This is a genomic window from Anaeromonas gelatinilytica (assembly GCF_016820635.1).
In the GTDB taxonomy this organism is placed as follows: Bacteria; Bacillota; Clostridia; order Tissierellales; family SIT17; genus Anaeromonas; species Anaeromonas gelatinilytica.
In genome coordinates, this window is sequence record NZ_WSFU01000066.1 from 1 (window position 1) to 22,432 (window position 22,432).

18 protein-coding genes are annotated in these 22,432 nt (G+C 28.9%); 1 reads left to right on the forward strand and 17 read right to left on the reverse strand.

The window, feature by feature from the left end; translation table 11 throughout:
• Positions 1-150 precede the first annotated feature (150 nt).
• From ispF to fusA, 12 genes are all read right to left on the reverse strand, one after another.
• Positions 151-624 (reverse strand): 2-C-methyl-D-erythritol 2,4-cyclodiphosphate synthase, encoded by a 474-nt coding sequence (ispF, locus tag GOQ29_RS05215; RefSeq protein WP_207750648.1) that lies wholly within the window; start codon positions 622-624, stop codon positions 151-153.
• 13 nt (positions 625-637) lie between these two features.
• Complete coding sequence (gene ispD / locus GOQ29_RS05220) at positions 638-1,330, reverse strand: 2-C-methyl-D-erythritol 4-phosphate cytidylyltransferase (RefSeq protein ID WP_203371590.1); 693 nt, start codon at positions 1,328-1,330, stop codon at positions 638-640.
• Positions 1,331-1,407: 77 nt separating this feature from the next.
• A complete protein-coding gene (gene pckA, locus GOQ29_RS05225) occupies positions 1,408-3,000 on the reverse strand; it encodes a phosphoenolpyruvate carboxykinase (ATP) (protein WP_203371591.1) in 1,593 nt (530 codons plus the stop codon).
• Positions 3,001-3,171: 171 nt separating this feature from the next.
• The gene (locus GOQ29_RS05230) at positions 3,172-4,284 is read right to left on the reverse strand and encodes a PIN/TRAM domain-containing protein (RefSeq protein ID WP_484477062.1); all 1,113 of its coding nucleotides are present in this window, start codon (positions 4,282-4,284) and stop codon (positions 3,172-3,174) included.
• A 160-nt stretch (positions 4,285-4,444) separates the two neighbouring features.
• A complete protein-coding gene (locus GOQ29_RS05235) occupies positions 4,445-4,921 on the reverse strand; it encodes a CarD family transcriptional regulator (RefSeq protein ID WP_203371593.1) in 477 nt (158 codons plus the stop codon).
• Positions 4,922-5,037: 116 nt separating this feature from the next.
• Positions 5,038-6,114, reverse strand: a complete 1,077-nt coding sequence (gene disA, locus GOQ29_RS05240) for a DNA integrity scanning diadenylate cyclase DisA (protein ID WP_203371594.1) — start codon at positions 6,112-6,114, stop codon at positions 5,038-5,040.
• A 4-nt stretch (positions 6,115-6,118) separates the two neighbouring features.
• The gene (gene radA / locus GOQ29_RS05245; protein ID WP_203371595.1) at positions 6,119-7,483 is read right to left on the reverse strand and encodes a DNA repair protein RadA; all 1,365 of its coding nucleotides are present in this window, start codon (positions 7,481-7,483) and stop codon (positions 6,119-6,121) included.
• 156 nt (positions 7,484-7,639) lie between these two features.
• On the reverse strand, positions 7,640-10,090 hold the full coding sequence (locus GOQ29_RS05250) for an ATP-dependent Clp protease ATP-binding subunit (RefSeq protein WP_484477063.1): 2,451 nt from the start codon (positions 10,088-10,090) through the stop codon (positions 7,640-7,642).
• A gap of 12 nt (positions 10,091-10,102) precedes the next feature.
• Entirely contained in the window at positions 10,103-11,125 is a 1,023-nt protein-coding gene (locus GOQ29_RS05255; RefSeq protein ID WP_203371596.1) for a protein arginine kinase, read from the reverse strand.
• Positions 11,126-11,139: 14 nt separating this feature from the next.
• Positions 11,140-11,637: a UvrB/UvrC motif-containing protein gene (locus tag GOQ29_RS05260; protein WP_203371597.1), complete on the reverse strand. Its 498-nt coding sequence runs from the start codon at positions 11,635-11,637 to the stop codon at positions 11,140-11,142.
• 12 nt (positions 11,638-11,649) lie between these two features.
• A complete protein-coding gene (locus GOQ29_RS05265) occupies positions 11,650-12,108 on the reverse strand; it encodes a CtsR family transcriptional regulator (protein WP_203371598.1) in 459 nt (152 codons plus the stop codon).
• Positions 12,109-12,311: 203 nt separating this feature from the next.
• Positions 12,312-14,375: an elongation factor G gene (gene fusA, locus GOQ29_RS05270; protein ID WP_203371599.1), complete on the reverse strand. Its 2,064-nt coding sequence runs from the start codon at positions 14,373-14,375 to the stop codon at positions 12,312-12,314.
• 230 nt (positions 14,376-14,605) lie between these two features.
• Here fusA and hisC point away from each other — a divergent pair, with 230 nt between their 5' ends.
• A complete protein-coding gene (hisC, locus tag GOQ29_RS05275; protein WP_203371600.1) occupies positions 14,606-15,700 on the forward strand; it encodes a histidinol-phosphate transaminase in 1,095 nt (364 codons plus the stop codon).
• A gap of 35 nt (positions 15,701-15,735) precedes the next feature.
• On the opposite strand, the gene GOQ29_RS05280 is transcribed toward hisC, so the two are convergent.
• From GOQ29_RS05280 to GOQ29_RS05300, 5 genes are all read right to left on the reverse strand, one after another.
• Positions 15,736-17,043, reverse strand: coding sequence for a dicarboxylate/amino acid:cation symporter (locus tag GOQ29_RS05280; RefSeq protein ID WP_203371601.1), 1,308 nt, complete (start codon positions 17,041-17,043; stop codon positions 15,736-15,738).
• 500 nt (positions 17,044-17,543) lie between these two features.
• On the reverse strand, positions 17,544-18,002 hold the full coding sequence (locus GOQ29_RS05285; RefSeq protein ID WP_350445975.1) for a dCTP deaminase/dUTPase family protein: 459 nt from the start codon (positions 18,000-18,002) through the stop codon (positions 17,544-17,546).
• A 13-nt stretch (positions 18,003-18,015) separates the two neighbouring features.
• Positions 18,016-20,367 carry a ribonucleoside-triphosphate reductase, adenosylcobalamin-dependent gene (gene nrdJ / locus GOQ29_RS05290; RefSeq protein ID WP_203371602.1) on the reverse strand — a complete coding sequence of 784 codons (2,352 nt, stop codon included), beginning with the start codon at positions 20,365-20,367 and terminating at the stop codon, positions 18,016-18,018.
• Between the two features lie 164 nt (positions 20,368-20,531).
• Entirely contained in the window at positions 20,532-21,716 is a 1,185-nt protein-coding gene (locus GOQ29_RS05295) for a putative glycoside hydrolase (protein WP_203371603.1), read from the reverse strand.
• An 18-nt stretch (positions 21,717-21,734) separates the two neighbouring features.
• Positions 21,735-22,238, reverse strand: a complete 504-nt coding sequence (locus GOQ29_RS05300) for a thioredoxin family protein (protein WP_203371604.1) — start codon at positions 22,236-22,238, stop codon at positions 21,735-21,737.
• Between the last annotated feature and the right edge of the window lie 194 nt (positions 22,239-22,432).

The following is a 22,432-nucleotide window of genomic DNA, read 5'->3' on the forward strand; positions in this document are numbered from 1 at the left end:
GAGGAATGAAAATCTCACAGCCTAGGATTTTCTCTCTTTAATTCATAAATATCTACTATTTCCAATCAACACATTTCATTATTTGATTTTAATTTATACTACTAAAAATATTTATATTTGTCAATAAAATTTCTAAATATATAAATATTTTTACTTAATATTTAATAAAGATATTGCTTGAGCGGATATGCCTTCTTCTCTGCCCTCAAATCCAAGTTTCTCAGTAGTTGTAGATTTTATATTAATATTTTCAATAGAAGTATGTAAAACTTCCGCTATTCTTTCTCTCATATTTAAAATATAAGGTGCCATTTTAGGCTTTTGAGCTATTATAACTGCATCTATATTACCAATAGTATAATTTCTTTCTACTATTTTAGTATAAACTACTTCTAAAAGTTTCATACTATCTATATTTTCAAATTCTTCACTGGTATCAGGGAAATGCTTTCCAATGTCTCCTAATGCTAAAGCTCCCAAAATACTATCCATTATGGCATGAATAAGTACATCGGCATCAGAATAACCTAATAATCCTTTATCATAATCTATTTTCACTCCACCAATAACCAAATCTCTTCCTTCTACTAATTTATGCACATCATATCCTAATCCAATTCTCATTATATCACCTCTACTAAATGAATTTTTCTCCCATTAGAATGTCTTCTGGAGTAGTTATTTTAATATTTTTATAACTTCCCATTATCATTTTAACTTGATAACCATAATATTCTGCTAACATACTATCATCTGTAGTCTCTATATCATCTTCTATGCTTTTTAAATAACATTTTGTAATAATATCATAAGAAAAACCTTGAGGAGTTTGCACTGACCATAAATTTCTTCTATCAGGAGTGTCTTCTACAATATTACCTTCATTTACCTTCTTTATTGTATCTTTTACAGGAACTCCCACAACTGTTGCATCATATAATAAAGTTTCTTTTATGGAATCATTTATAATTTCATCACTTACAAATGGACGTGCTCCATCATGAATAAGAATAATATCAGTATCTTTACTAACCTTTTTTAATCCATTATAAACTGAATCTTTTCTCTCTTTTCCTCCTGATACAACTGTCTTTACCTTCTGATAATTATATTTAGTAACAATATTCTCTTTACAAAAACTCACTTCATCTTTTCTAGTAACAACTATTATTTCATCAATATGTTTGTTTTTTTCAAATTTATCAATTGTATGAGCTAATATTGCTTTTCCTTTTAGCTCTATATATTGTTTATTTATATTACTATTCATTCTTTTTCCCATTCCAGCTGATGGTATAACTACAGCCACTTTTTTATCATTATAAGACATTTCTTCACCTCAATACAATTATAACATAAATTAATTCTTAATAATAAAAACTACCTTTAAGGTAGTTTTTATTACAATTATATAACTTTAGATAATATTTCTGGATTTGCATTTTTTATATCATCAGAAGCATCTTGAAACTTTTGAAAATTATCAATAAAGTTTTTTGCTAATTCTTTTGCCTTTTCAAAATATGCTCCTTTATTTTTCCACGTATTAGAAGGTTCTAGAATATCGTTAGGAACATCTTTACATTCCGTTGGTATAGCTAAATTAAATATCGGATCCTTAATATATTTCACTTCATCTAAGTCTCCCCTTAATGCAGATCTAACCATGGCTCTTGTGTATTTAAGCTCAATCCTACTTCCTTCTCCATATTCTCCTCCTGTCCAGCCTGTATTTAATAAAAATACATTTGTATCATATTTTTCTATCTTTTCTCCTAAAAGTTTTGCATATACCTGAGGTTTCAATAACATAAAAGGTTCTCCAAAACAAGCTGAAAATGTGGCTTTAGGTTCAATTATTCCTCTTTCGGTACCTGCAAGTTTACTAGTGTATCCTGACATAAAATGATACATTGCTTGTTCTTTTGTAAGTTTTGATATTGGAGGTAATACTCCTGTAGCATCAGCTGTTAAAAAAATAATTGTATTAGGAATCTCTCCTTTACCTTCATATACTGCTGAATCAATATGTTCTATAGGAAAAGCTGCTCTAGTATTCTCTGTATATTTATTATCAGCATAATCTGGAATTTTTGTTTCATTATCCACCACTACATTTTCTAATATTGCCCCTCTTTTTATAGCATTAAATATTTGTGGTTCCTTTTCTTCCGAAAGATTAATACATTTTGCATAACATCCACCTTCAAAATTAAATACACCATTTTCCGTCCATCCATGTTCATCATCACCTATTAATCTTCTATTTGCATCTGCTGATAAGGTAGTCTTTCCAGTTCCTGATAAACCAAAAAATAATGCAACATCATTTTTTTCACCTATATTAGCTGAACAATGCATAGGAAGTATATCTTTAAAAGGCAATAAATAATTCATCACTGTAAATATAGATTTTTTAATTTCACCACTATATTTAGTTCCTCCGATAAGCACCAATTTTTCCTCAAAGCTTATTATTATAAAGGCCTCTGAATTTATATCATCTATTTCTGGATCTCCTTTAAGATTTGGTAATGCTATAACAGTAAATTCAGATTTAAAATCTTCTTTCTCTTCTTTTTTAGGTTTTATAAGCATTTGTTGTGCAAATAAATTTTGATAAGCAAATTCATTTATTACTCTAATAGGCATTCTATAATCTAAATCCGATCCCACAAAACCTTCAAATACATATAACTCTTTATCACTCATATAGTCCAAAGCCTTTTCAAATAACTTTCTAAAATTCCTTAAAGATATTGGTCGATTAATATCATTCCAATTAATATAATCACTTACTATTGATTCATCCACAATGAATCTATCTTTTGGAGATCTTCCTGTATATTTTCCAGTATTAATACTCAATGCTCCATTTTCAGCTAAATATCCTTCTTCTTTTTTTACAGCAATTTCTATTAATTTTTCTGGCGTTAAATTGTAATAAGTTTCTTTATCTTTTGATATATAAGAATCAATTAACTTATTAATGTTATGCAAAATAATCTCCCCTTTTTTAAAACATGATATAATTTTTAAATTTTCTCATATATTATATCATATAATATTATATATGCTATACTATTAATTGAAATAGTATATGATTTTTTATAACATTTAAAATTATTTTACATCAAGAAGCCTCTGATTAATTTTAATCAGAGGCTTCTTCTAACCTGCTTGGTCTATCATATATTTAGGTTTTGCAAATATCATTCTTCCTGCAGCAGTTTGTAATACACTAGTTACTACTACACTCAATGTTTCTCCTATATGTTTCCTACCATTGTCTACTACTATCATAGTTCCATCGTCAAGATAAGCAATTCCTTGACCAGACTCCTTACCATCTTTTATAACCTGAACCATCATTTCTTCTCCGGGTAATACTACTGGCTTAACAGCATTTGCTAATTCATTAATGTTTAATACTTCTACTCCTTGAAATTCAGCAACTTTATTTAAATTATAATCATTAGTTACTACCATACCTTCTAATAATTGACCTAGTTTTAATAATTTACTATCTACTTCACTAATGTCTTCAAAATCCTTCTCGTATATCATTACTTCAATATCTAATTCTTTTTGTATTTTATTTAATATATCTAATCCTCTTCTACCTCTATTCCTCTTCAAAGAATCTGAAGAATCAGCTATATGTTGAAGCTCCTCTAATACAAATTTAGGGATTACTAATGGACCTTCTACAAAACCTGTTTGACAAATGTCCGAAATTCTTCCATCTATTATTACACTAGTATCAAGAACCTTAGGTTTAATTCTTGACTTAGATGAATTTATATTTTTTTCTTTAGCATTGCTTTTTTTAAAGAAATTAAATAATCTAGTAAAATCTTCTCTTTTCTTTGTTGCTACAATGATACCTAAGTATCCAAACAATAAATATAATAATATAGATGCAGGTATTGTCAAAAAAAGTATATCCAACATAAATATAGGCTGACTTATAAGATATGCAATCACTAATCCTATAATAAGGCCCAACGAGCCCAATATTATATCTGAAGCAGGAATTTTATACAATTCTCCTTCTAAACTAGATACTATAAAACTACCTAACTTAATAATTTTTGGTGATAATATAAACACTATAAGTCCCATTAAAATAATAATGAAAAGATAAATAAATTGTTCATAAGTTGTTCCTTGAATAGAATTTAAAACTTCTAAATTATTTAAAATTACAACTAATCCATAACCTAAAACTACACCTAATAAAGTCAAAATAACTCTAATTATTTTATTTATCAAACACTTCACCTCCTATCTTATAATTATGTCCCAATAATATAACTTCTATAACCTATTTATCACTATTATAGACTATTAAGCAATTTTTGTTAATATATTATCTGAGACAATAATAATTATAAGAAACACCAACTTTACACTTATATAAAAATAAAGCGTCATATAGACGCTACTTGATTATATTCTCTATTAATTCTTCCGCTTGTTTTTCATCTATATTTTTAGCCAATACTAATTCACTTATAAGCATTTGTTTTGCATTATTTAACATCTTTCTTTCTCCTGTAGAAAGACCTTTTTCTCTATCTCTAATTACAAGATTCCTTACTACGCTTGATATTTCATAAATATCTCCACTTTTAATCTTGTCCATATTAGCTCTATACCTTCTATTCCAATTTTGAGGCATTTTAGTTTTATCATCTCCTAATACAGCTAGGACCTGTTCAACCTCACTTAAATTAATAACTTCTCTTATTCCTATATCTTCTATATTATCCATAGGAACCATTACTTTCATCTCTCCCATAGGCATTTTCATAACATAATACTTTTTCTTTTCCCCCAAGATTTCTTTCTCTTCTATCCCTTCAATGATTCCTGCTCCATGCATAGGATAAACAATTTTGTCACCAATATTAAACATAGCAAAAACCTCCTATATTATAAAGCCTTATGAAGATAGTATACAATATAATACATAAGTTGTCAAATTAAATATTTTACCATATATCTCAAAACCTTGTCAACTTATTTTAAATTTTAAATGTGTCTATCCAGTAAAGATTGTTCTTGAAATCTCCTAAGCCCATCCTTAATAGTTCTAGCTCTTACTTCTCCAATACCTTCAACCTTATCTAAATCCCTTGTACTGGCTTTTAATATTTCTTGGAAGGTTTCAAAATTAGAAATTAAATTTTCTAATACATTAGACGGTAATCTAGGTATTCTACTTAAAATTCTATAACCCCTAGGACATATTCCTTGTTCTAAAGAATTTATATCGTAACCATAACCTAATATATAAGATATATTTTGAGGCTCTAATAACTCTTCTGAAGACAATTGCTTTATTTCTTTCCTAATATCTTCAAAGCTATATTCTTCTTCTCTTCTTTCATAATCCATTATAACATACAATCCATCTTCTTCCACATTATTAGTCAATTCTTCTAACTGCATACTAATAAGTCTTCCTTCATTTCCTAATTCTAATATATATTTCTCTATTTCAACAGCTATTCTCCTAACCATCTCCGTCCTTTGTAGAACCTTTGTAACATCAGCTATAGTTACTAAATCCTCAAATTCTAAAGCACTAAGATTTATAATCGTTTGATTTAATACTACTTTATATTTTTCTAAAGTTTGTATTGCTTGATTTGCTTTATTTAATATATTACTTATCTCTCTAATAACATATTTATGTTCCCCTTTATAGAGAGTAATGATATTTCTTCTTTCAGAAATTGATATTACTAATTCATTAGTCTGTTTTGCAACTCTTTCAGCAGTTCTATGTCTTGTTCCAGTTTCTTTAGAATCAATATCAAATCTAGGTATTAATTGAGTATTGGCATAGAGTATTCTAGTACAGTTATGATTAAGAATGATTGCTCCATCCATTTTTGCTAACTCATATAAATAAGCAGGTATAAACTCACTATTAATATTAAATCCTCCATCCACAGTTTCCATTACCTCTTTACTATCTGCCACAACTATCAAAGCACCTGTTTTAGCTCTTACTATGTTCTCCAAAGCTTCTCTCAATACTGTGCCTGGAGAAACCATTTTAATAGCTTCAAAGATATTCTCCTTTCCTTGGCCCTGATACATTAAATCACCTTCCTAAAGTATATTCAATAGCTTCATTTATGTTTTTTACTGCTATTATCTCAATATCTATATTTTTAATTTCTAAACCTTTCAAATTAGAATAAGGAATTATTGCCTTTTTAAATCCAAGCTTTGAAGCCTCTAAAAGCCTTTTTTCCATTAAACTCACTGCTCTTAATTCTCCAGTAAGCCCAACCTCTCCTATCGTTATTGTCTCCGTATCTATTTCCTTATCTCTAAAACTAGAAACTATAGCACTTATTATTCCCAAATCCATTGCAGGTTCTCTTATTTGAATCCCTCCAGTTATATTAATATAACAATCCATATTTTGCAATTGTAATCCTGCCTTTTTTTCCAATACGGCTAACATCAATATCACTCTATTATAATCAATTCCCGTTGCAACTCGTCTTGGCATACCAAATGCTGTAGAACTAACTAAAGCTTGAATTTCTACAAGCATCGGTCTTGTACCTTCTACCGCTGGTACTACTATGGTTCCTGCAGAATCCAATGGTCTCCCTGTAATAAGTACTTCAGAAGGATTTTCTACCTCCTTAAGTCCTTTATCTCTCATTTCGAACATACCTATTTCATTAGTAGACCCAAATCTGTTTTTTACAGCCCTTAGAACTCTATATGCATTATGTCTCTCACCTTCAAAATACAAAACAGTATCTACCATATGCTCTAAAACTCTAGGACCAGCTATTGAACCTTGTTTGGTAACATGTCCTACAATAAAAGTAGCTATATCCTTAGATTTTGCCATGTTCATAAGTTTAGACGTTACTTCTCTAACCTGACTCACACTACCAGGGGCTGAAGTTATATCAGGATGATATACTGTCTGAATAGAATCAACTATTAAAATATCAGGACTCAAATCCTTTATTACATTATCTATTAATCCCATATTGGTTTCAGAGATTATATATAAATTATCGCTATTTACATTCAATCTATCAGCTCTTATTTTTATTTGTTTAGCAGATTCTTCTCCAGATATATATAAAACTTTTTTATCTTTAATTGATAGATTATTTGCAACCTGTATCAATAATGTAGATTTTCCTATACCAGGATCTCCTCCAACCAAAATAAGAGATCCTTTAACTATTCCTCCTCCTAACACTCTATCTAGTTCATTTATTTTTGTACTAGTTCTTTCTTCTTCTTCAATTCTTACTTCTTTTAACTTTTTATATGTTGATGAAGCACCCTGAATAATCTTTGCATTATTCTTTTTATCATATATTTCTTCAACCAATGTATTCCATTCATTACATCCTGGGCATCTTCCCATCCACTTGGGAGTTTCATACCCACATTCTTGACAGACAAATTTACTTTTTAATTTAACCAAAACTATACCCCCTAACTATTAAGTATATCCACTTTATAATATTATTATTTACTTTACTCCTTAATTAATTTTACATATATTTTTTTCTATAAACCACATTTATATCCTTCACTAAAATATAACAGCGATAAAACTTCTAGTTTTATCGCTGTTTAATTAAATATTTCTAAATATCAACTCTTTCCCTTCTAAATCTACTAAAATATTATCATCTTTCGAAAAATTTCCTTTTAATATTTCTTCTGATAACTTATCTTCTATCATTTTTCTTATTGATCTTTCTAATGGTCTAGCTCCATATTGGCTATCAAATCCAGATTTTCCTATGTGTTCTTTAGCCTTATCGGTTACTTTAACATTTATATTTAATTTCTTTAATCTTTCTTCTAAATCTCTCATCATTAAATCCACTATTTCATTTATATGTTCTTGATTTAATGAATGAAATACTATCACTTCATCAATTCTATTTAAAAACTCAGGTCTAAAACTTCTTCTTAATTCTTCAAGTACATTATCCCTCATTTTTTCATATTCAGCTTTCTCTTCATCTTGATATGCTGCAAATCCTAATCTTTTTTGTTTTTTAATTGTATTTGCACCTACATTCGATGTCATTATTATCACTGTATTCTTAAAGTCAACTACTCTTCCTTTAGAATCAGTTAAACGACCATCATCCAATAACTGAAGCAATATATTAAAAACATCCGGATGAGCCTTTTCTATTTCATCAAATAAAATAACTGAATATGGTTTTCTTCTTACCTTTTCTGTCAGTTGTCCTCCTTCATCATATCCAACATATCCAGGAGGAGAACCAACTAATCTAGAAACAGAATGTTTCTCCATATATTCAGACATGTCTATTCTTATCATTGCATTATCATCACCAAATAATGCTTCAGCTAATGCTTTAGATAACTCAGTTTTACCTACTCCAGTAGGACCTAAAAATATAAATGAACCTATTGGCTTTGTAGGATCCTTAAGACCAACTCTAGCTCTTCTAACAGCACTAGATACTGCTTTAATCGCTTGATCCTGTCCTATTACTCTTTTATGAAGAATATTTTCTAAATCTAATAGTCTTTCAGATTCTTCTGTAGTCATTTTCTTAACTGGAATTCCAGTCCAAGTGGATACTACATAAGCTATTTCCTCATATCCTACCTCACTTGATTCAATTCTTTTATCTTTGTTCCATTCTTCTTTTTCCTTTTCTAATTCCTTTTTCAAACTCTTTTCTTCATCTCTAAGTTTAGCTGCATGTTCATAATTTTGAGTATTAATAGCTTCTTCCTTTTCTTGAGATAACTCCTCTAATCTCTCTTCAATATTTTTAAGACCCGGTGGGGCTGTAATTGACTGAATTCTCACTCTGGAAGCTGCTTCATCTATTAAATCTATAGCCTTATCAGGTAAATGCCTATCAGCAATATATCTATCTGATAATTCTGTTGCAGCTTTTAATGCTTCATCTGTAATCTTAACTCTGTGATGAGCTTCATATCTATCCCTTAATCCCTCAAGAATTTTTATTGTATCCTTTACTGAAGGAGCTTCTACCACAATTGTTTGAAACCTTCTTTCCAATGCTGCATCTTTTTCTATATGTTTTTTATATTCATCAAGAGTTGTGGCCCCTATTGCTTGAAGTTCTCCCCTAGATAGTGCTGGTTTTAATATATTAGAAGCATCCATTGCTCCCTCTGATGCTCCGGCTCCTATTATAGTATGCATCTCGTCAATAAACAATATAATATTTCCTGACTGCCTGATTTCTTCCATCATTCTCTTTAATCTATCTTCAAATTCACCTCTATATTTAGCTCCTGCCACCATAGAAGCTAAATCTAATGTTACAACTCTTTTATTCTTTAAGATTTCAGGAACCTTTCCTTCAACAATCTCTTGAGCCAATCCTTCTGCAATTGCTGTTTTACCTACTCCTGGTTCTCCAATAAGAACAGGATTATTTTTTGTTCTCCTACTTAGTACTTGAATAACTCTCTCTATTTCCTTACTTCTTCCTATTACAGGATCTAATTTTCCATCTTTAGCATAAACTGTTAGATCTCTTCCATATCGATCTAAAGTTTTAGTATTTGAAGATACATTTCCACCTGGTGAATAAGCTCCTATATTTTGTGGATCTCCAGTACTATTATTTTTACCAATTATTTCAACTATTTCATTTTTAACCTTATTTAAATCTATTCCCATGGCTTTAAGTAAATTAGGAGCCACACCTTCTCCTTCTGCTAAAAGTCCTAGAAGTATATGTTCTGTTCCAACATAATTTTGACCAATATTTCTAGCCTGTAAAAAACTTAATTCAAATACCTTTTTAGTTCTTGGAGTAAATCCCAATACTTCTGTTTCTTCTCTACCTCTTCCTATTCTTTTTTCTATTTCAGATTTTATTTTTTCAGTATTAGCTCCAAGATTATTTAATACTTGAGATGCTATACCTTCTCCTTCTCTTACTATTCCTAACAACAAATGTTCAGTTCCTACATAATTATGATTTAATGATTGTGCTTCTTCTTGGGCTAATACTATCGCTTTTTGAGCTCTTTCCGTGAATCTTCCAAACATTGCCATTATATTACCTCCTTATATATCCAATTCTTTTCTAATTATTTCTGCTCTTTTTATATCTCTCTCATTAGGATTTAAATCTTTATTATATTTACTTTGCACATTTGCTGGTTGAGTCTTAATAATTAATTTATTAATCGTCTTTCTACCAATATTTCGTATAATATTCATCTCAATTCCAAGCTTAATATCAGATAATAATTCCATAGATTCTTCAGAATTCATAATTCTAGCATTTTTTAGTATACCCAAAGACCTATAAATCTTATCCTCAATTTTTATTTTATTAAATTTATATATTTTTTCCCTTGCCTGTCTCTCATTATTTATAAGTTGCTGTACTATATTTTTTAACTTATTCATAATATCTTTCTCTGATTCACCTAATGTTATTTGATTAGATATCTGAAATAAATTTCCCTTAGCATTACTTCCTTCTCCATATAGTCCTCTTACAGTAAGACCTATTTGACTTACTGCTTGAAATATACCGTTAATCTGCTTAGTTAATACTAAGGAAGGAAGATGGAGCATTACTGATGCCCTCATTCCAGTACCAATATTAGTAGGACAAGCAGTTAAATAACCTATTTTTTCATCAAAAGCATATTCTGTATTTGCTTCAATTATATCATCTAATTTATCAGCTTCTTCCCAACATGCTTCCAAATTAAGCCCAGGATATATAACTTGCATTCTTATATGGTCTTCTTCATTAATCATTACTGTAACTTTCTCATCTTTCCTTATCAAAAACCCTCCTATCTGACTATTCTGCAATAATCCCGGACTAATCAAATGTTTTTCTACTAAAACTCTTTGTTCAGTAGAATTTATATCCTTTAAATCATAATACTTAAAAACATCGTTATTTCTTTCATCGGCTATAACAGAATTGTTTACCTTGTTTTTTATCTCTTCTGCCATCTCATTATTTAATTCTTGAGGGAATTTTATATCTCTTATATTTCTAGCTAATCTTATTCTACTACTCACCACTATATCTTTATCAGAACCTTCACCATCTAACCATTTCATTTAATCACCCACTTTCATTCCTTAATATTTTTTTCGAGTTTTTTAATCTTATCTCTCAATATTGCGGCGTTCTCAAATTCTTCATTTTCTATAGCTTCCTTTAACTCTAATTGAAGTTTTTCTATATCTTTTTTTACCTTCATAGATTTTCCTGATTTAATAGGAATTTTCCCCACGTGAACATCATGTCCATGAATTCTTTTATATAAAGAATTTAATCTATCATTAAAAGTCGAATAGCACTCACTACAACCAAGTTTTCCTGTTTCTTTGAACCTATTATAAGTCATCCCACAAACTTTACATTTCTGTGGTTCTACATAATCAATCTTCATATTTCCGTCTATTTGATTATCTAAAAGTCCAGCTAATAAATGATTAATTGAAAAATGCGATCCTACTTCTTTTTCTCCAGCACATTTTTCACATAAATGTACTTCACTTTTATGTCCATTAATAATTTCTGTATAATGGACTGTTGCTTGACTTTCTCCACATTTCTCACACATCATAACATATCCCTCCTATTCAATTAAAGAAATCAACATATCTTTAAATATTGTAGCTCTCAAATTATTTTTGTAACCTCTTACATTTGACAATGCTCTATCACCAATAGCATTTTTCATAATTAAACTTTCTCTACTCGTAACAAATTCTTTTTCTCTTAAATTATCTATTATTGTATATGCTTTTTGCTTTGTAATTGATTCACCAATACTATTTATGAGTAATTCTTGTATATTATTATTTTCCTTTATATTTACCTTTACAATTTTTATATACCCTCCTCCTCCTCTTTTACTCTGTATATAGTATCCTTTATCAGTAGTAAATCTAGTTGATAATACATAATTTATCTGAGAAGGAGCACAATTAAAGTATTCAGCCAATTCATTTCTCTGTATTTCCAAAATTTCTTTATCATTTTCGTTCATCATAGATAAGATAAAGTTTTCTATTATATCGCTAATTCTAGCCATAAAATCATCCTTTTATATTTCATTAATATTGTTTTTGTTTGACTTTGACCTTATTTGACTTTTGGTTTCATTATACTATTTATTTTTATTTTTTTCAATAGCTGTTCCTTATAAATTATATCCAATACTTTATAAATAATATAACTTTAAGTATATAAACAATAAAAATTCACTATGATGATCATCATAGTGAATTTTATGTATTATTCGTTCATTGCTTCTGATACTATTTTCTCACTTAAATCAGCTGGTACTTCTTCATATCTTGCAAATTCCATTATAAAACTCCCTCTTGCTTGAGTCATTGATTTCAAATCAATAGTATATTTAAACATCTCTGATTGAGGAACCTCTGCTATAACTAATTGAGTTCCATCTTCTTGAGGTTCCATACCTAATATTCTACCTCTTCTTTTATTCATATCTCCCATTATATCGCCCATATATTCATTAGGAATAGTTGTTTCAACTTTCATTATCGGTTCCAATAATACAGGTTTTGCTTCTTTTAATCCTTTTTTAAAGGCTAATGAAGCGGCTATTTTAAATGCCATTTCACTAGAATCTACTGGATGATAAGATCCGTCTAATAACGTTGCCTTTAAATTTACTACTGGATATCCTGCTAGTACGCCTTTAGAAATAGATTCTTTTAATCCTTTTTCTACTGCAGGTATATATTGTCTTGGAACAGAACCTCCAAAAATTTCTTCATTGAATTCAAATTCATTTTCTGTACTTTCAAATTTAATTATTACATCACCATATTGTCCTGCTCCACCAGACTGCTTTTTATGTTTTCCTTGGACGGTAGAATTTCCTTTTATAGTCTCCCTATAAGCTACCTTAGGATCTGATAATTCAATATTTACTCCAAAAACATCTTTTAATTTATTCTTTATAACATCTAATTGAGTATTTCCTTGTCCTCCTATAATAAGCTCATTTGTTTCATTACTTCTTGTAACAGTAAATGTTTTATCCGCATCTAATAACTTTTGTAATGCTGGTCCAATTTTTTCTTCATCATTTTTAGTAATAGGTTTACCTGCCATAAATAGAGTTGGTTTTGGAAATGGAATTGATCTATATTTAATAGGATTGTTTACATCACATAATGTATCCCCAGTATGAGTATTACTTAGTTTTGATACAGCACCAATATCTCCTGCCTGTAATTCATTTATCTCTATTTGTTCTTTTCCTCTTAACACAAATAATTTTCCTATTTTCTCCATTTCTTCAGTATTTGGATTATAAATTTCATCTTCCTTTTTAATTACTCCTGATCTCACTTGAAATAATGAAATTCTGCCTATATAAGGATCAGATATAGTCTTAAATACCACTGCTGAAAATGGATCAGTGTTTTCTATATTTCTCTCTATCTTATCTTCAGTTTTCGGATCAATTCCATGAGGCTTTTCTAAATCTTTTGGTGAAGGTAGATAATCCCACATCATATCAAGTAATGTTTCAGTTCCTACATTTAAATTAGCAGAACCACATAATACTGGTATAAGTTTTCCTTTTATAACACCTTTTCTTAAAGCAGTATGAATTTCTTCTTCTGTAAACTCTTCTCCTTCAAAATATTTTTCTAATAATTCATCATCACTTTCTGCTACTGATTCCACAAGTATTTCTCTATAATTACCCATTTTCACCTCTTTTTCTGACCATATATCAGCATCATTACATTTCTCTCCATCATAAATTCTGGCCTTCATATCTACTATATTAACAAATCCTTTAAAATCTCCTTCTTTACCTATGGGAATATGGAAAGGTATGATAGCTTTTCCGAATTTTTCTCTCAATTCATTAATTAATTTAGCATAATTAATATTTTCTTTATCCATTTTATTGATATATAATATTGTAGGTATATTTCTTTTTCTAGTAAGTTTCCATGCTTTTTCTACACCAACTTCAATACCTGAAGACGCATCAACTACTATAACAGCTCCCTTAGATACCCTCAATGCACTATGAACTTCTCCTATGAAATCAAAATATCCTGGTGTATCTAAAATATTATACTTATGCTCTTTCCATTCTATTGGAATTAAAGAAGTATAAATTGATACTTCTCTTGTTTTTTCTTCCTTATCATAATCAGATATTGTATTTTTTTCCTCAACTCTACCACATCTTTTAATCACATTTGCTGTCATTAACATAGATTCTGTTAAAGTAGTCTTTCCACTTCCATTATGTCCTAAAAAAGCAATATTTCTAATTCTATCGGCATTATAGTTATTCATAGACTATTCCCCCTCAACTAGAGTTAAATTTGTATTTTTCAGATTATTTATAATATTCTACACTTAATCCGAATTCCCTTCTTTATAGTATTTATTTTTATATGTTTTTATTACTCTTTTAAATTTTTTACCTTATCACATTAAAAATATTCATAAATATCTGTATATTTAAAAATTTATGTTATAATTATCTTATATATAACATAACAAAATTTAAGGGGGTATCTTTAATGATAAAATTTAGAGATGAAATTAAAGATTTACAGGCATATAAACCTGGTAAACCTATTGAAGATGTTAAACGAGAATACGGACTGAAAAGTGTAGTAAAACTTGCATCAAATGAAAATCCTATGGGAACATCAAAAAAGGTTATAAATAAACTAAAAGAATCCATTGACTCATTAGCCATATATCCTGATGGTAATTCTACACTATTAAAGGAAGCTTTAGCTGAAAAATTAAAATTGAAAACTACTCAAATATTACCTAGTAGTGGATCCGACGAAATGCTCGATATGATAGCAAAAACCTTTATTAATAGTGGAGATGAAGTCATAATGGCTGATGTTACTTTCCCAAGATATATAGCAACAACTACTATGATGGGAGGAACTCCAATTATTGTACCCTTAAAAAATTGGACCTATGATTTATATGGTATACTTCAAAAAATAAATAAAAAAACAAAATTAATATGGTTATGTAATCCTAACAACCCTACAGGTACAATATTTTCAGAGGATAAATTAATTGATTTTCTTAAAAGAGTTCCGGAAGACATTGTTATAGTATATGATGAAGCTTATAGAGAATACGTTACTTCTCCTGAATATCCCAAAGATACAATTAAATTATTAGATGATTATTCTAATTTAATAATAATGAGAACCTTTTCTAAAATGTACGGATTAGCGGCATTAAGAGTAGGATATACTATGGCTTCTGAAGAAATCATAGGAAATATAAATAAAATACGAGGACCTTTCAATGTTAACTTGCTAGCTCAAATGGCGGCAATAGAAGCATTAAATGACCAAGAATTTGTAGATAATTGTTATAAAGTAAATAAGGAAGGTAAAGAATATTTATATTGTGAATTTGATGATATGGATTTAGAATATGCTCCTTCTGAAACTAATCATATATTTGTTAATGTAGAAAGGAATTGCAATGAAGTTTTTATACAATTGCAAAAAAGAGGTATGATTATTAGACCTATTACTGGGGATTGGATTAGAGTAACTATAGGTACTATGGAACAAAATAAATTATTTATCAAATTATTAAAAGAAGTACTAAATTTAGAAAATACAATAAAATAATAACCGCTAAAAGCGGTTGTTATTTTATTTGTAACTTATTGATAATCCAAATTACTAGCAGCTACACCATTAAAATTATTTTCTTTTTGTCGGAATTTAGATTCATCAAATTCTCCTTCTTTTTTAGCTACAATTAATGTACATACTGAATCTCCTACAATATTTACTGCTGTTCTTGTCATATCAAGTAATCTATCTATACCCATTATCAAACCAATTCCTTCAACAGGTATATTTATTGATTGTAATACCATTGATAACATTATTAATCCAACTCCTGGTACTCCTGCTGTACCTATGGATGCTAATGTAGCAGTAATTATTACTGTAAGTAATTGAGAAAATGTCAATTCTATACCATACACTTGAGCAATAAATATAGTAGCAACACCTTGCATTATAGCTGTACCATCCATATTAATCGTAGCACCTAATGGCAATGTAAATGAGGATACATTTTTTGATATTCCTAAATTCTTCTCAGCTACTTCTAAAGATACTGGTAAAGTACCACTACTACTAGCAGTAGAGAAGCCAACTGAAATTGCCGGGAAAAACTTCCTTATAAATGTTGTTATATTTAAGCCTGTAAATAATTTTAAAATACTTCCATAAGTAAGGAAAGCATGCATTATTAACACTAAAATTACAGTTCCAAAATATTTAATCAATGGTCCAATAGCTCCTAATCCCTCAGAAGCAAAAGTTCTAGATATAAGAGCAAATACACCTATTGGAGCTAATAACATAACATACCCTACAATTTTCATCATCAATTCGTTAAGTTGGGCAAATAAATCTGTTACATACTTCGTCTTCTTCCCTAAAGCAGAAAGAGCTACTCCTATTAATAAAGCAAATACTATAATTTGAAGCATATTTCCATTTGTCATTGCTGCTATTGGATTTTCTGGCACCATATCTAAAAGCACATCCACTAAAGGTAATGATTCACCAATTTCAACTTCTGTTTCTACTGCTGCTGATAAATCAAAATTTTGTCCAGGATCTATTATTGATGCCATTCCTAATGCTAAACTAATTGCTATAGCAGTAGTTACAATATAGAAAGATAATGTCCTTCCACCAATACGTCCTAATTTCTTTATATCTCCAATATTAGCAGCTCCATTAACAATTGACACAAAAACTAACGGTACTACAAGCATTTTTATAGCTCTTAAAAATACTTCTCCCATTAAATATAATAATCCATCTACCATTAAAGTGTCTTTTAAAAATCCTGATGGAACAAAATAAAGTCCACAACCAAAAATAAATCCAATTACTAATCCTAATAAAATTTTTGTCGTCAATCCTATTTTTTTCTTTTCTCTTTTCATATCTTTCCCCCTTAATAATATTGTTTTAGTTATTAAACTCTAGTATAAATATAAAGTAATAATCATCCCATTTTTAAGTAGTATTTACTTGAAAATTAAAAATGTCAATAATAAAACATTATTGTAAATTATTCTTTATCTCCCTATAAAAGGAAATGTACGCCGGAAGTTACTTCTCTTTACAAATAATTCAATTATAGATATTAATATTTTTCATGATGTTTTAAACTTAAGAATTGTATTCTTTTCTTTTAATACATTTGGACCAAGCACGAAGATTTTACTTGGAGAAATAATTAAATCATCTTAAATTTAATTATTTTTTCGATAAGACAGTATCTATTATATCATAAAACCAAATAATTTAAAAGTATTTTCTGAATATTGAATAAGTGTATTTTTTTATATTCATTTTGATTTGTTTCTATGACTTTTATGTAATATTTCCGATTTTTTATAGTAAAAATATCAATTAAAAAGATGGTCAATCGACCATCTTTTTAATTACCAGTACTACCTATTCCACCTAATCTTTCATCTGTGGTTTTATCATTATCCGCTATAAGATACTTTTGAAATATCCCTTGAGCTATTCTTTCATTTTCTTTTATCTCGACTTCATTTTCGCTTATATTAGTAATAGCTATTCCTATATTTCCATCATTGGAAACATTAGAATAATAATCTTTGTCAATTATGCCTGTTCCATTACACAATATCAGACCTCTCTTTATACCAATAGAACTTCTAATATATATTTTTAAAACCTCATCTTCCTGCATATAAGATTTTATATCTGTCCATATTATCTTTTTCTCATTAGGTTTTAATATAAAAGTTTCAGGAGAATAAAAATCATATCCTGCTGATCCTTTACTTCCTCTTATAGGAAGATTTATTTTCTTATTCAAATGTTTTCTATATTTATCTTCTACTATTTCAAATCCTCTTTTTTTCACTTTAATTCCTCCATTACCTTATTGGACATACTCCTGTATCACAACTCTCATCTCCAATATCAAATTCTGTTTGTTGTTTCTCATATTTACCTAAAAAAGATGGTACAAAAGGTTTCATTTCATTAATTCTTTTATTATATTCCTCTTCATCTATTGCTTCATAAGGTAATAATTCGTAGAAATTATCATCTAATGATAAGAATGATAATGCTACTACATCATCCCAATTTTTCCATACCCATTCTTCTACATCATCCCATTCATGATCTCTTACATGAACTGTAATTGAACAGTTATGATCTACATAGTTTTCCATGAATAATTTATAATTCTCTAGTTGTTCAATAGCTGATACATCATATTTTGTTTTACCCTCTGGAGATTTTACTGGAAACTCAATAACTTTAGTACTACATGTCTCTAAATCCTGCCCTACTTCAGGATATATAGGATATTCTAATTCTTCACAAACTTTAACTAATGGATCATCACTATTTATTCTTATTCTTCTAAGATAATAAGGAGAATGGGAATAATGAACACCACTAGATACAGTAGGTAATTGACTTAAAGTACCCTCTGGTTTAACAGTAGTAACTAATAATGGTTCATTTTCTTCTAACTCCTCAGCATATTCACTAGCTGCTTCATTAGCAGTTTTTCTTAATTCCCTCAATATTCTAGCTTGGTCTTCTCTATCCATATTTGTAGCATTCACCATATCTTGCCATCCTGTCAAAGAACATCCTACTAACTTATCTCTTTGTTGAACTCGATTCCATTTTGGTATCTCCAGTTCAACACAAGTCATTCTATATCCTGCTCTAGCAGAAAGCCTTTGGGCTTCTTTAAGACCATCCAAATCTAAAGTACCATCTCCACTTACAAACGCATATACATTTATTGTGGTTAAATTACATAACCCTTTTGAATCTAATAATATCTCTCCACACGGATTAACTCCATTCATGTTAGGTCTTCTCTTTACACCTGCTACTTCGTTAACCCATCCAGGTTCTCCTGAATATCTCATTTTTTCTATTTGCCAATGAAGTCTTTCTCTGCTTGGTCTTTCTTTATAATAAATAGAATTATTACTCATTTGTCTATGAATTATATCCTTGTCAACTATCCATTGTCCATCTACTTGTTTATATAAATTTGTTTTTGCATCTATTGCCTCTTTATCTTCTGCATCAAGTAATACTATTTCAGCGGTACGTCTTACTCCGCCAACTACTACATTTTCTCCTATAATATTTGCTATATCTAAACAATCTATGGGTCTTAACTTAACTCTCTTTTCACTATTTAAAATACCTAATTTCACTATTACTTTATGAATCTTTTGATACATATTTTTAAGACTTGTATGTCCACTGGCACTTCCACCAAAAGTCTTTAATTTTTCCCCTTTAGGTCTTACATTATCATAATTTACAATTATTGTAGAAATATTTCTATACTCATTACTAGAGATAATCTTGAAATAATAATCCAATCCTTGAACCCAGCCTTCTTTACTATCACCTACTGTGATTTTTACAGTATCATTATGGAAAAATTCAAGACTTGTGCTATCTTCCCTTTCATTCTTACTTATTGGAGTATAATCTTCATGAATAAGTTCATAATTTATTCTAACTTTAGGAAGTAATTTCACATCATCCTTAAGTATTCTTACTCCAACCCCTGAACCTACCATCAATAAATAAAATAAATCTCTAAAAGCTTCAAAATCATCAATTACTTGAAAGGAACAATTATAATTAGCCATTGGATAATGTTTTGCTACAGGTGTATTTCCTACCCAAAAGGTTCTTCCAGATAAAAATTGTCTTAAATTGTATATATTATCATATAATTTTTCTGCTTCTTCTCTAGTTGTAGGTACTAAACTACAATTATATTCTACAGCACGTCTTACAGTCTCCCACCAATATTCTCTTCTACTTTCTTCTGGTATCCATCTAGAATATGTTCTATAATATATAAATTCTCCTAATTGCTTCATTGGAGATGGTTTATGCTTATAATTACTAATAAATTCATCTGTTAATAAACGAGATTCTTTTTTCTTAGAACTTCTTCTTTTATTTTTCTCGAATCTATATATTATGTATCTCTTAGCTACATCTTTTCTATTACTAGACATTAACTCCTCTTCCACCATATCTTGTATATCTTCTACATTTACATTCAAATCTTTTCTCTCTAATTTTATTTTTATATTTTCTGTTATCTCTTTACTAAGATTTTTATCTACCCCCTTTTTAGTTTCCCTCATTGCCTTTTCTATGGCATTTTGAATCTTAATAGGTTTAAAAGGAACTAGAGATTTATCTCTTTTAGTTACGTTTATCATAAATTTAATCCTCCCTTATTATTTAGTTCAATTATTTCTTACCCAATAATATGATGCAAAAACAAAACACACACAAAATATTGTGTATGTTTATATTCATAACTCAATATATAGTTATTTTATCATGATAATACATCTTTATCAATATAAAATTCTACTTATTTTTATTCCTTTTCTAATGCTCCTTTTGTATAATTATTAGCTGCATTCCACAATATCCATTCTTCCAATCCTGCATCACATGTAGCATTTATTTGAGCTCTTACTTCCTTAGGTCCATAAGTTATATAATTACTTCCATAGGAATTTTTAAGCCATGGAGCAGAAAAATCTTGTAACCATGGTCTTATAATTGCTCTTTCTTTTTCAGGTATAACATTTAATCTATCTATTGCATCATTCATTGCCCTATTAACTATTTCATATGGCTTTGTGTCAGGATAATCAAACCCATAAAATCCCAAACCATAATGAGATGGATAAACCATTGGAGATAATATATCAGTATTTTCTCCTAACATTTCTAGTTGCTGCCCTATGGCGGAATCACCTTTTACATTTATAATATCACCAAAAATATCCGCTGATACATAGACCCCCTTTTCATTTAGTCGTTTTCTCGCATATTCTAGAAACTCAGCAATTGCATCAGCTTTTTCTTTTCTATTACCTATTTCACCATAATCTATATTATTTCTGTTTCCATCGGTGGGAAACCTTACATAGTCAAATTGAATTTCTTTGAATCCCATTGAAGCGGCTTCTTCTGCTAATTGTATTGGATATTCCCATGCATCCTCATTATAAGGATTCAACCAAGCATTTCCACTATTATCCTTCCATACAGAACCACTTTTATCTTTTATAGCTAAATCTGGTCTTTCAAAACCTAATACTCTATCTTTAAACGTAACTATTCTAGCTATAGGATAAACATCATTAGACATAACATCCTGCATTATTTTACTAAAGTCATCTTTATTAGAAATTTTAACGATTTCATTAGCTCCTATTTCCTGAGCTAATGGTATATTAGACTCATAAGTCAATATTCCACTATCATCTTTTATATCTATAACCATAGAGTTTATTTCTGTTTCATTTGTTAACTTAATAAGATTATTAAATTTATCTTTATGACTTAAAGAACTTCCAGTAACAAAGATTCCCTTTACCTTTATTTTTTCTTTATATATTCCCCAATTAGTAGATGGTTGAGACAAATAACAGTCTTTTACATTATTATCAAGATTATCTTTAATAGCATTTGCTTCATTAAATGTAAAAATTAATATTAAAACATTAATAAATATCAATCCTGATAATGTCCTTTTTCTTAAGCTGTTCATTATTTCTCCCCTTATCTTCTAATAAATAACATTTAATATATCTTTTAACGTCTCATTAGCATATTCACCTTTTCTGTATTTTCTCTTTGCTACAATAATTTTAGGCTGATTTCCTGAGTTTACAATATTTTTTATTTCCTTTGGATATTCTACAAAAGATCCTAATTCATTAAATTTTTCATCATAAATTATAAATGTTGGAATTCTAATAGCACCTGATATTCCATACTTTTTAAAAATTTCTTCATTACCTTCTTTCAGAACTATAGCAATATCAATATTATCATTATAATCTTTCATCTTTTTCAATACTGGAACATTTATCATACAATCAGGACACCATATTTCTGCACAAGCTAATATATTTATCTTCTTATTTATGCCCTTCACTCTATCTACTAATTTTTCATCAAATTCAATATTTTGATATATCTCCAATGTCTTTTCTTTATAAGTATCAGCATCATTATTAACAAACTCTTCAAAAGAAATCCCACTATTAAAAATTTCTTTTATATTCATACGAGTCCCCCCTCATTCTTATATTATTCACATTCTTTAATAATAATTCCTTAGCTTTGATTATATTATACATTATAATCAAATACAACTTTTATTAAGTAGAAGACGGATCTTTATCTATTATGTACAAAACCACTAGAAATATTTATTCTAGTGGCTGAAATATAATAAAAAATCTAGCAACGTCCTACTCT